We start from the raw sequence: 12,958 nt of genomic DNA, 5'->3' as shown, positions 1-12,958 counted from the left end.
TAAGAAATTACAATGCCCAGGAGGGTGAAACTTACGCGATGATAAAAGCGTTGAACAAGCTTACTGGGTTAGGTATGCCTGAAATTTGTCGTATTGACTAAGAAATACACGAAACGGGGTAGCTCTATCTCTAAATTTAATTACGTAACAAAGCCACTACCTGAACCAACAGTGTAAGCGGTTGGTTGTTCTACCTAGATACCAAATAACACGATAAATCAAAAATGGAGCCCAAACGGGCTCCCTTTCCTTTATACACCGCTTAGCATCGCGGCCCAAAAAATAAATTTGAATTATTAACAATCAGTGTAAAAATAACAATAGTGTCATTCAGATACAGTAACATTATCTATGTCATCACAAATAATTCTTATATTCATCTAAATTATAAATACACTTTTCTTACCAACAACTAATTCTCAAATCCTTATATACTTTTACAAACAACATATCTCACTTATCATTCGTGTACCACAGGCCCTTGCACAACACCCGCTCTAGGGAAAGTAATAATCAAAAAATTTTAACCAAGACCTATGTACTCGCAACCTTAGTAGTGCATAAAAGATTTGAAACTTATGTAAATAATTAACATTTATAATACTAAAGTTCAAAAGTTGCCCAAACTAAGCATTGTCCATTTTTGTGATCGAGATTGCACTCAAGTAAAACTAAATACCTACAAATGTAAACCTTGATTCACAAATACGACAGTTTGTTTCATTTTTTGGAGTCAAAATTTAAAACTGGACAAAAAATAGCTAATCAATATAGTTCTTTTTTTGTCACTTTATTCTATCGCTGTACTCTCAATCGGAAGAGTAAACACAGAATTAAAAGAATAGGTAATGAGGAACTTCCTCCTGATGAATCGCTTTGAGTTATTGACACAGAGGAATCATTTGAAAGATTTGGTAAAACTTCTATATCAAACGAACCAATCCATTCACCACCATCGGCTGATAAAGCCTTGTATTTAATAGTGTCGTATAATGCCAACTTACGTTGAGTAGGCGCATTATAAATGATCTTATTATCGACAACTTTTGCAATGCCATTACGCGGGGATTCAAAAATAAATAATATATCAACCTCACCGCTAATATTGGGAACCAAATCGATTTTATCGCCATATTTTACTTGTAGAGATTTAACGCCCAAGAGTGATACTTGCTTTCTTCGCACATCAACCGTTACGGACTGCTTTACGTAACCTCCTGATGCGTCCTCCACCAGAACAACAAATATGTATTGCTCTCCTTCCAAAGTATCACTCGGTACCGTCACTTTTAGGGCTTTAGATTGGGCGCCATTTAACAATAACCTTGGGCCTTTTACTTGAGACCACGTGATTTGATGCTCCGAAGAATCAATATCGGTAATATTGGTCACTGTAAATGTCACGGTTTCGCCAGGTTCAGACTTTGCATTTAACCTATCGAGCGTTAACTGAGGAGCATCATTCACAGGTTTGATATCAACGTCCACATAAACAAAGTCCGTCTTATCCCCAAGTCCACCTACCAAGCGATATGTAAAGCTGTCGCGACCAAACTGATCTGCTAGCGGGAAGTAAGTTCCATCTTTTATCACACCTTTGATCGGCTTCCGCCCTAGTTCTACAACATAATTATTGGGCTTCGGTAGATTGATATCATTCGCCAACAGATTGAGCATAAAAGGGATGTCTTCATCGGTCGATATCCTATCGTCGACGGCAATAGGTTTGTCTTGTATCGGCAGTTTAAAAAGTACTGCAAAAGGGAAATTCTGACCAAACCCACGGCTCAAACCTCGAGTTTTGTAATCAGAAATGGTCCCCGAAAACTGTCTTTTTCTTTGTCCGTCACCCAAATACGCATCTAAAAACTGTGTTGAGTATTCAGGAGTTCCATTTTCAATCTCTAAGACAATTAATTTAGCACCCAGACCAAGCTTAATTTTCTCGTCAAATATGATTTGTCCGCCACCTTGCTGAGCGACGCCTCGGTGTAGCAATCGAGCGGCATTCTCATCAATAACTGCCTTACCGAATCTTGATTGATATGGATATTCCAGCAAGCGATAGAACATAGGCATCGCGACGCTCGTTGCTTTTGCGTAGAAATGAATCCCCGCAATGTCTTGCTTGCTGTTAACCACATCAATGGAAAAACCTAGAACATTGCTATTCGCGTTGTAACGTGGGTAAGTTCTTCCAAAAGAAGTTACCCAAGATGATTTATTGTTTGAGTTAGGCACTAATAAAGAGAAACTCGCTTTGGTATCATCACTGACAATATTGGTTATTGAGATATCAGTCTTTCTTCCAGCAGTAATCGTCATTAAGGAAGGTTCGGACTCATCAGAGAGATTAGCAACCGATTCTCTACCTGGGAAAACATCACCATTATCTCCAGATGAAAGGCCACTTTCGAGTAACCCCTCTCCATCGGCTTGGAAAACCTGCACTTGCATTGGACCCGAACTGTTGAATTGGTTATCTATATTCACAGATGTTATTAACAATCCCTCTCCACGAAGCGCCTGGTCGTAATTATTTTTGCGCCTATTTTCAACGTAAGCGCGGGGGCCAAATTGCTTGAGGTAAGGGTCAAGATGAATAACGCTTTCGCCCTTGATTGTGTCTATTTCGACATTGCCGTTATTAGAGAGTACTTTCGGCTTTAAAAAACCTGAGGCCTCTTTACTCCACGCCAACATGTTAACGGGAGTTTCGCCAGCATACTGGTCACTGGGTTTACTGCCCCAACTGCCACCTCCCATTAGTCCCCAATGTCCAATCGAAGCATCATGCTTATAAGAATATAGATCCGGCAGCCCTAACATCAAGTGTCCAAGCTCGTGAGCAATAACCCCCATGGTTGATTGGTGGTCATCTTGATAATCTGCGAATAGGCAGTACGTGCTAATACGCTTCCCGTCTATCTCGACAGTTCGGTGAACAAACTTGTGCGGCCAAATAGTGGGGGTTTTACGTGTCCCACTAGATTTGTCATTGCCCGCAAACACAAACATTACGGACAGTTCTTGTGGGGAGATACTATCGTCATTGTTGTAGTCGTATTGAGAAAGGTTAAAATTAACATCTAACGCTTCATACGCCTTTGCGAACACATCATTAAGTTTACTTTGGCAATTACTATCAGACTTAGAGTGACAATTTGGATGTTCTATATCCAACATGACATTAATAACGCCATCATTTTTTGTTCCTTCGTTTTCTTTGGCCGGAACAACTTTATAATTCCCATAACTATTTTTAAGGAAATAATCTTGAACACTTTGTTGGTTTTCTCCAAATATCGTCGACTGAAAGTCATTTTCTATCTGTTCGTTTGAAAAGCTAACTTGTATTACCAACAAAGCTTGCTCAGTGATTCTTTTTTTCGAAGGATTTTTTAGAAGTGAGCGTTGATTTTCTATTGGGCTGAATCTTTTAAGGTTTGCAGCAGGTGAGTCAAAAGATTCATTGATGTGTATTGGATCAATTTTCAGATTTTTTATGTTTGACTCAACTGGTACGTCAGCTTCACCCGAAGCCAACACCCCAGTAGAAACGACTCTGCCAGCCCCGCCATTACTTGTTTCATATTTGGCAAAATACCATTGATTATCAGTACTCTGAACATATATGTAACCATCATAGTCTTGGTACCAGAACATATACTGGGAACCCATTAGTCGCAGCTCTTTTGTACTACCATCAATAAAGGTCATCGTATGCCAGGTCGGCGCAGGTAAAGTCGTTGCTTGTACAGAGAAAACAGCAATAAGTGCTGTAATAAATATACAAATTAATTTTGTCCTCATTAGGGTAATCTCGTTAGTCGAATGTCTCAGAAATAGACAATTCATTCGTTAAATGAAACGAGACCTTATCAATATAAAATAATATTAACCAATTAACTTTCTAACTAAACCCATAAATATTATTTATACTAAAATAAATTATAACCATACTTTATAACCAAATAAAATATAGTTATAATAGGTGGATATAAATAATCATCTACTACTAGATAGTTTAATTAGACATATTTAATATTCAAAATATCGAACGCGTAAGGAATAGGTTATTGAAACCTTTACTTTATTTGCTCATCTAAGTTAAGTACCGTTAAAGCATTACTTACACTAGTCGCAATCACATCAACTACGCCAGTTCTTAACGCGCCTAATAAAGCTAATGGTTTACTGTTCTCGGCAGCGATGGCGATTACATCAGCGATAGGGCGGAACTCTTCCAAGGCCAAACCAATCACACGGTCACTCATTACTGTATTTGCAGCTTTACCGTGAACGTCGAAAAAGTCATAGCCAGCAAAGTCACCGACGACACCTTGTAGTAAACGAGACTGTACTACCTCACCCGCGGTAAACCAGCCTAAGTCGACCATATAGCTGTTTTCACTCATATCACCGATACCCACTAATGCGACATCCGCTTTACGAGCTAGATCGAGTGTTTGCTTAACAGTACTGTTTTCCATGAACGCGGATTTTTGTGCTTTGTTTTCAGCATAAGCAGGCGCGTACAAGGTTTCAGAAGATCCGCCGTACTTTTTCGCTAGTTGTCTGCATATATGGTCGGCGTTAAACATACCGCCTCTTGGGTGAATACCGCCGATACCGCATACGAATTTACAGTCACGTGGGGTAATTACGCCAGTATGGTGAGCAACAGACGATACGTTTCGACCTTGGCCAACCGTGACTACCATGCCGTTTTTCAAGGTGCTAGTCAGATAGTTAGATACTAAACCAGCCACTTGTAGTCGTTGCTTCTCTTCATTCGGTTGGTCTAATGCAACCAGTGCACGCTTAACACCAAACCTTTCGATGAGACGTTGTTCGATCTTCGCGCTGAATACTGGGTGGTATTTCACGGTGATCTCGACAATCCCTTCATCGCGGGCTTGCTTGAGCATTCGACCAACCTTTGCACGAGAGATAGAGAACTTTTTAGAGATCTCTTCTTGTGTGGCGCCATCTTGATAGTAAGCAACGGCTACTTCAGTGAGGAGATCAGTGTTTTCTTCGGAAACATCTTGGATATTCTTACTCATATACCACTCAACCAATATTTAACAATTATTTTACCTGCTGTACTTCCTAATATAGGAGAGCTCAGTAAGTGATACACAAGCTTACACCCTGAACATATGTAACAACAAGGAACATTTGCTCAGCATCATAACCATAGTTTTGTTGTTGATTAATTCACCTCACTTTGTTCGTTAAACGTTTGCTTGCATACCCCATGATTACTAGAGCGAAATATATTTGACTGAAGTCACCATACAGCACTATTTACCGTTGACTTTGGGGCTAGATCGGATAAATATGGCTACATCATTTACTCATCGAGCGAACAAATGTTCTGTGCAAATGTTCGTTCGGAGAAAAATTTAAATTAATGTAAGTTAGGCTCACTGGTACAACCATGAGGAACTTCATTAGTTCGCTTGCAAATGCCCACACCTCTCCCATTAAAGGGGTGTTCTGCGATACATAGGATGATCAAAATGAGCAATAAATTAGAGCAACTTCGTAAACTAACAACTGTTGTAGCTGACACTGGCGATATCGAAGCTATCAGCAAGTACACTCCGGAAGATGCAACAACTAACCCATCTCTAATTCTTAAAGCCGCTCAAATTGCTGAGTACGCACCTCTAATCGATGCTTCTATCGAATACGCTAAAGCGCAAAGCGCTGATAAAGCACAACAAGTTCAAGACACTTGTGACATGCTTAACGTGAACATCGGTAAAGAAATCCTTAACGTTGTACCTGGCCGTATCTCTACTGAAGTAGATGCTCGTCTTTCTTACGACATGGAAGGCAGCGTTGCTAAAGCTCGTCAACTTATCAAAATGTACAACGACGCTGGCATCACTAACGACCGCATCCTTATCAAGTTGGCTTCTACTTGGGAAGGCATCCGTGCGGCTGAAATCCTAGAGAAAGAAGGCATCAACTGTAACCTAACGCTTCTATTCTCTTTCGCTCAAGCTCGTGCTTGTGCTGAAGCGGGTGTATTCCTTATCTCTCCTTTCGTTGGTCGCATCATGGACTGGTACAAAGCGAAAGAAGGTCGTGATTTCGAAGCTTCAGAAGATCCAGGCGTAATCTCTGTTTCAGACATCTACAACTACTACAAAGAGCACGGTTACAAGACTGTTGTTATGGGCGCAAGCTTCCGTAACATCGGCGAGATCCTTGAACTTGCTGGCTGTGACCGTCTAACTATCGCTCCTCAACTTCTAGCTGACCTAGAAGCAGCTGAAGGCGAAGTAGTAGAGAAGCTAATCGACTCTAACGGTACTAAAGAGCGTCCTGCTGCAATGACTCACGCTGAGTTCCTATGGGATCACAACCAAGACCCAATGGCTGTAGAGAAGCTAGCTGAAGGCATCCGCAACTTCGCCGTAGACCAAGGCAAACTAGAAGACATGATCGCAGCTAAGCTGTAATCACTACCGAATAAATAAGAGGAACGAATTTCGTTCCTCTTTTACATCTATCCACGAATTTTTAATTTCGAATCAATTTTGGAAGCAATTATGAACCGCAAACATCTAGCTAACGCGATCCGTGCTCTAAGCATGGACGGCGTACAACAAGCAAACTCTGGTCACCCTGGCGCACCTATGGGCATGGCTGACATCGCTGAAGTACTTTGGCGCTCTCACCTAAACCACAACCCGTCAAACCCAGAGTGGGCTGACCGAGACCGTTTTATCCTGTCTAACGGCCACGGCTCAATGCTGATTTACTCTCTGCTTCACCTAGCAGGTTACGAGCTTTCAATTGAAGACCTTAAGAACTTCCGTCAACTGCACTCTAAGACTCCGGGTCACCCAGAGTACGGCTACGCACCAGGTATCGAAACAACGACTGGTCCTCTAGGTCAAGGCATCACCAACGCTGTTGGTATGGCGATGGCTGAAAAAGCTCTTGCGGCACAGTTCAACAAAGAAGGCCACGACATCGTAGACCACTACACTTATGCATTCATGGGTGATGGCTGTCTGATGGAAGGTATTTCTCACGAAGCATGTTCTCTAGCGGGTACGCTAGGTCTTGGTAAGCTGGTTGCTTTCTGGGATGACAACGGCATCTCTATCGATGGCGAAGTGGAAGGTTGGTTCTCTGACGATACTCCTAAGCGTTTTGAAGCTTACGGCTGGCACGTAATCCCAGCAGTTGATGGTCACGATGCTGACGCTATCAACGCGGCTATCGAAGCAGCTAAAGCGGATCCTCGTCCGACTCTAATCTGTACTAAAACTGTAATCGGCTTTGGTTCTCCAAACAAAGCAGGTACGCACGACTGTCACGGTGCACCATTAGGCGCTGATGAAATCGCAGCAACTCGTAAGCAACTAGGTTGGGAGCACGGTCCTTTTGAAATTCCGTCGGAAGTTTACTCAGAGTGGGATGCGAAAGAAGCAGGCGCAGCTAAGGAAGCAGCGTGGAACGAGAAACTTGCAGCTTATGAAGCAGCATACCCTGAGCTGGCAGCTGAATTCAAACGCCGCGTAAACGGTGATCTTCCTGCTGAATGGGAAGAGAAAGCATCGGCAATCATCGCTGATCTTCAAGCTAACCCAGCAAACATCGCATCACGTAAAGCATCTCAAAATGCACTAGAAGCGTTCGGTGCTATGCTACCTGAATTCATGGGCGGCTCTGCTGACCTTGCGCCTTCTAACCTGACTATGTGGTCTGGTTCTAAGTCTCTTGAAGCAAATGACTTCTCTGGTAACTACATCCACTACGGTGTACGTGAATTCGGTATGACGGCTATCATGAACGGTATCGCTCTGCACGGTGGTTTCGTACCATACGGCGCAACGTTCCTAATGTTCATGGAATACGCGCGTAACGCTATGCGTATGGCTGCTCTGATGAAAACTCAGAACATCCAAGTTTACACGCACGATTCTATCGGCCTAGGCGAAGATGGTCCTACTCACCAACCGGTTGAGCAGATCGCTTCTCTACGTCTGACTCCAAACATGAGCACATGGCGTCCATGTGACCAAGTTGAGTCTGCTGTTGCTTGGAAACTGGCAATCGAGCGTAAAGATGGTCCTTCTGCACTTATCTTCTCTCGTCAAAACCTTGCACAACAAGATCGTGACGCTGAGCAAGTGGCAAACATCGCTAAGGGTGGTTACATCCTGAAAGATTGCGCTGGCAAGCCAGAGCTAATCATCATTGCAACGGGTTCTGAAGTTGAGCTAGCGGTTAGCGCTGCTGCTGAACTAACCGCTGAAGGTAAAGCGGTACGCGTAGTATCTATGCCTGCAACTGATGCATTCGACAAGCAAGACGCTGAATACCGTGAGTCTGTACTTCCGTCAGACGTTACAGCACGTATCGCAGTAGAAGCTGGCATCGCTGACTTCTGGTACAAGTACGTTGGCTTCGGTGGCAAGATCATCGGCATGACAACGTTCGGCGAATCTGCACCAGCAGGCGAGCTATTCAAGATGTTCGGTTTCACTACTGAAAACGTAGTAAACACAGCGAAAGAGATTCTTGCTTAGTCTGTTAATCCGTTAGCTGATTTCTAAGCACATAATAGAAAGCCCTACTCTTTTGAGTAGGGCTTTTTTGTATCTATTGCCTGTTAATCTGTTATCTGTTCTTTTGGCTCACAAAAAAGCCCTGCTAGCTTCGCAAGGCTCTTTCTTGTTTCTTAATTTCTCATTCGGGTTTGAATTTGGCAGCTATTTCTCTTCGAAGCGCTTCGCCAAGTGATAGAACTCATTCACTTGCTCTTTTAGCTCAGTGGAGTGGTCTTTCACGGAATGCGTTGCCACTAAATTTTGCTCTGCAGTAGACGCGATAGACTGCATATGCAGGTTTACATCACTCGATAGCTGACGCTGTTTATGCGCGGAGCTTTCAACCGACTGCATTAAATCGTTCATCGATTGCATTAAAGTTTCGACTTCAGATAAGCGATCTGCACTCACCTTCGCAACATCGCCACACGCGTCCGTTTGCTCTCGGTTCGCTAGAATATCCTTTTGCCAGCCTTCAATCGTCGCTAGCATGGTGTCGATACTCTCTTTGATCTGAACCGTCGCCTTTGACGTACGACCCGATAGCGCACGTACTTCGTCGGCAACAACGGCAAAGCCTCGTCCTTGCTCGCCCGCTCTAGCCGCTTCAATTGCTGCATTTAGTGCCAACAAATTGGTTTGTTCGGCGATTCCACCAATCTCTTCCATTATCTTGCTTACGCTCTGCGCTTGATCGCTCAATTGGTAAGTTGTTTGAGTCGCCTTTTCAGCCTGTGAAGCTAAGCTTTCTAAATTTCGATGGGTTTGATTAATGCTCTCTTTAGCACCAGCACAGGTTTGCAAAGTCACATCAACAATCTGGTGCGCTTCTTCTGTACGAGAAGAGACCTCGTTCGCGGTGACTTCAACCTCTTCAGTCGCCTCTCGTACTTGAAGGATGTCTTTTGTTTGTTGATCTAAAGCTTCAGATACTTCAAATGACGTGGAATTCAGGTTGTCCGCCAAATCCTGTAGTGGCTTGGCTGAGTCTGTCATGCGACCTAGTACCGTGCGGATTCGTGCAGACAATAGTTTTAAGTGAAAATCGGCAACAGAGAACTGACTATTACCTGAATAGACAAGGCGACTGACACTATCGAATTTAGATTGCAGCTTTTTTAACTGCAATGGAGTATCAATGAGCTCTTGTCGGAAAAGCAATGCTAATGCGGAAACAGGAAGTAGGCTCAACAACCATTGCGATACTTGCCCTACTTCGATTAGGTTTGAAATCAAAGGTGCGGCTAAAGAACCGAGTAACACTGCATAACGAACACTGTCACTGATCTGCAACGACCATTGACGACCCGACTTCTCAGCCTTCAATAAGCTTTGGTAAGCCTTATCCGCGACTTGTACCCATTCGTTTTTAGGCTTAACACGAACCGATTGGTAGCCACTCACCTTCCCGCCATCATAAATAGGGGTAACGTAAGCATCAACCCAGTAGTAACCACCAGATTGGGTTTTATTTTTTACGATACCGCGCCATGCTTTACCTTGCTTTAGGTTAACCCACATATCAGCAAAAGCCGCTTTCGGCATATCATTATGCCTCACGATATTGTGGTGTTGCCCTAGCAACTCTTGTTGGCTGTATTCTGCGATGCGACAAAAAGCATCATTACTGTAAGTAATCACACCTTTAAGGTCGGTAGTCGAGACAAGTTGTTCGTTTTCGCTTAGAAGCGTTTCACGAGATTGAGAAGATGAACTGACAGTCATTTATATTAACTTTTGTTAATTATTGTTTTAGGCGAGGAATATATACAATTATTAAAGTTATGACAAAATGTGAACGTCACATTTTATGTAAATGCCTGCTATTTATACAAAAATACGCCTGACACCTCACAAAGCTCAAAGCTTCACGCCTTTTCTTTTCTCTTCTCAAATTCACGGTCATGACTCATCTAAGTTAACCGCAGTGGTAAATTTCACGGTTCTCATAGAAACAGAGGTATGGAACTTGCGAATGTTTAAATCTTTGCGCAGTACTCGTTCAACAAAATCTTCGTAGGCTTGAATGTCTTTGACCGTCACAATCAACATAAAGTCAAAACTGCCCGATATCTGATAGCACTGCGTGACCTCTGACGCCTTAGAAATAGAATGGCGAAAGATTTGATAAATATCCCCTCGGTCTCGTTCCATTTCTACGGACACAACCAAAGTCATCTTGCTGCCTGTAAGCTCTGGGTTGATAATAGACACATCACTCACAATCACGCCTTCCTCTCTCAATCGTTTCACTCGCTTTAAACAAGCCGGAGGCGATAACCCAACCATCTCAGCCAATGTGAGGTTTGGGGTTCGGTTGTTCTTCTGCAGTTCAACGAGAATATTTCTATCTATACGATCAATTTCCATAATTTCTCAATACTCTAATTTTGTGAATAATAATTTCGAATACTACGACAAATAAAAAATTTGAGTCGAATATTGATGTAGATTTTGAAATAACCATCACAATAATCAAGGTAAGATCTTCTCATTCCAAACAATCGAACCATGGTCGTAACTATGAAATCAATCTATCAATTTTTTAAAGAACTCCTCAGAGAGATTTTCGATGTCACCTCGACTCTTTTCCGAATCATGATTCCAATCATCATCGTGATAAAGGTCGTTGAAGAGCTTGGCGGCGTCGTGATTCTTAGCGAATGGCTAAGCCCAATAATGGAAAGCGTCGGATTACCGAAAGAAATGGGCTTGGTATGGGCAACAACCATACTCACTAACATCTATGCGGGGCTGATTATTCTTATTAATTCCGATGCTCCCTTAACGGTTGCTCAAGCCTCGGTTTTAGGCAGCATGATGCTACTAGCGCATTCATTACCGATTGAGGGTGCAATAGCTAAAAAGGCGGGTGTGAGTTGGCTGGCTACGCTATCAGTGAGAGTCGGTGGTAGCTTGGTGCTGGCATGGTTACTCAATCTCAGTTATCAATACGGGGATTTGCTCAACTACCCAGCAACCGTGCTTTGGCAGCCTGAAGTATCTGGAGACTCGAGCTATCTTGGATGGGCTATTGAGCAGCTAAAGAGCTTTGCCGTTATCTTCATCGTGATTTCAGCTCTATTACTGCTACTCAAGGTTTTAAAGATTCTCGGCGTTGAAAAGCTCATGGCAATATTGTTAAGACCATTCTTGAGACTACTCGGAATCAGCAAGGACGCGACTAACCTAACCATTATTGGAATCACGCTTGGTCTTTCGTTTGGCGGCGGCTTATTGATCAATGAAGCTAAAAAGGGACATATCTCGGCGAGGGATGTATTCACCGCAATCATGCTGCTCAATCTACTCCACAGTTTGATTGAAGATACACTTTTGATCATGTTAATTGGGGCTGATTTTTACACCATATTTTGGGGAAGGTTAGTATTCTCAGTGCTGGTTATCGCCTTAATATCAAACGTCATTAAGCGCATGAATCCACGTACTTGTGAACGTTATTTTTATCGTGATGTCTCTCAGTCATAAGTAAAGCGCCAACGAGAATAAAAGGAAAAGAGCTCAAATACGGGCTCTTTTTTACGACTTGGTGCTCCTATCACCTCCGCTATTGTTAAATTTCACGCCCTTGAAACACTGAAAATCATTCTCAACACCCCAATTATTGATATTTCGAGTGAAAATAATTTCAGCATGAGTATTTACTAAACACTCAATTATTAAATTCATTTTTTAAACACAGATAATAAAACACATATATTATTATTATCACTCCATACCTTGTATAAAGCGCTCTCAAGATAATAACCACTTCCCAACTAATGTTGTTAAAAATCCAAACTATCAACTATTCATTCAACAAAACCCACTAAATAGCTGATAATAAAATAAATAACACCCCTTATTTGATATTAACTTTAAATGTTGAAATCGGAACGAACAATTACTTGTAATAATTATCCATTTGATTGGTCAATTTTATAAATATATTTTGTTACATAATCAAAACTGATGGCTCTTATGAATATGTTCCTTATAGCAGCGCCTGTTACAACTGAGACTCTTACAAAAATACCTAGAAAAACAATGGCTTTAATGGTTCTCATTTTTCCCTCACTGTCACAGGCTTCCACTTTTGAGAACGACGAACTATTGCTGAAGTCATTGATTGAACGAGGCGTTATCTGTCCAGGCTTAACCTATGAGGGCAATCAAGAAGCTTTGCGTATCTATCTCAACGCTAAAAAAGTAAAGAGCACTCAGTTTGATTCAAAAAATAGAAAAGAGACAACCAATACAAAAGAAATAGAAAGTATAAAAAAGATGGAAAGTACGAAACATACAGCAAACACACGTCAGTTAAATAAGACACCACAAGAGTGTATTAGGCCAGACTCGGACAACTGATTCGAATA

Annotated in this window: 8 protein-coding genes and 1 pseudogene; 5 read left to right on the top strand and 4 right to left on the bottom strand. The window is 42.1% G+C overall.

Going from position 1 to position 12,958, the window contains the following annotated elements; genetic code table 11:
• Positions 1-101, top strand: a pseudogene (locus AACT19_RS18160) (IS5/IS1182 family transposase); the annotation flags it as partial.
• 694 nt (positions 102-795) lie between these two features.
• On the opposite strand, the gene AACT19_RS18155 reads toward AACT19_RS18160, so the two are convergent.
• Positions 796-3,813, bottom strand: coding sequence for a M6 family metalloprotease domain-containing protein (locus tag AACT19_RS18155; RefSeq protein WP_076647901.1), 3,018 nt, complete (start codon positions 3,811-3,813; stop codon positions 796-798).
• Between the two features lie 275 nt (positions 3,814-4,088).
• The gene (locus AACT19_RS18150; RefSeq protein ID WP_004731570.1) at positions 4,089-5,069 is read right to left on the bottom strand and encodes a sugar-binding transcriptional regulator; all 981 of its coding nucleotides are present in this window, start codon (positions 5,067-5,069) and stop codon (positions 4,089-4,091) included.
• Positions 5,070-5,528: 459 nt separating this feature from the next.
• Between AACT19_RS18150 and tal the strand changes: the two genes are divergently transcribed.
• Together tal and tkt are read left to right on the top strand one after the other, a co-directional pair.
• The gene (gene tal / locus AACT19_RS18145) at positions 5,529-6,479 is read left to right on the top strand and encodes a transaldolase (RefSeq protein WP_029224345.1); all 951 of its coding nucleotides are present in this window, start codon (positions 5,529-5,531) and stop codon (positions 6,477-6,479) included.
• A gap of 90 nt (positions 6,480-6,569) precedes the next feature.
• On the top strand, positions 6,570-8,561 hold the full coding sequence (gene tkt, locus AACT19_RS18140; protein ID WP_004731573.1) for a transketolase: 1,992 nt from the start codon (positions 6,570-6,572) through the stop codon (positions 8,559-8,561).
• A gap of 183 nt (positions 8,562-8,744) precedes the next feature.
• On the opposite strand, the gene AACT19_RS18135 is transcribed toward tkt, so the two are convergent.
• Both AACT19_RS18135 and AACT19_RS18130 read right to left on the bottom strand, forming a co-directional pair.
• Positions 8,745-10,307, bottom strand: a complete 1,563-nt coding sequence (locus AACT19_RS18135) for a methyl-accepting chemotaxis protein (protein WP_076647898.1) — start codon at positions 10,305-10,307, stop codon at positions 8,745-8,747.
• Between the two features lie 177 nt (positions 10,308-10,484).
• The gene (locus tag AACT19_RS18130; protein ID WP_076647895.1) at positions 10,485-10,952 is read right to left on the bottom strand and encodes an Lrp/AsnC family transcriptional regulator; all 468 of its coding nucleotides are present in this window, start codon (positions 10,950-10,952) and stop codon (positions 10,485-10,487) included.
• A gap of 153 nt (positions 10,953-11,105) precedes the next feature.
• Between AACT19_RS18130 and AACT19_RS18125 the strand changes: the two genes are divergently transcribed.
• The gene (locus AACT19_RS18125) at positions 11,106-12,071 is read left to right on the top strand and encodes a hypothetical protein (protein WP_029222432.1); all 966 of its coding nucleotides are present in this window, start codon (positions 11,106-11,108) and stop codon (positions 12,069-12,071) included.
• A 543-nt stretch (positions 12,072-12,614) separates the two neighbouring features.
• Positions 12,615-12,950: a hypothetical protein gene (locus tag AACT19_RS18120; RefSeq protein WP_106408126.1), complete on the top strand. Its 336-nt coding sequence runs from the start codon at positions 12,615-12,617 to the stop codon at positions 12,948-12,950.
• Positions 12,951-12,958 lie beyond the last annotated feature (8 nt).

Source organism: Vibrio sp. 10N.222.47.A9 (assembly GCF_963872585.1).
GTDB lineage: Bacteria > Pseudomonadota > Gammaproteobacteria > Enterobacterales > Vibrionaceae > Vibrio > Vibrio splendidus.
Note: the sequence above shows the minus strand (reverse complement) of the source record. Positions and strands in the feature narration are given on the sequence as shown.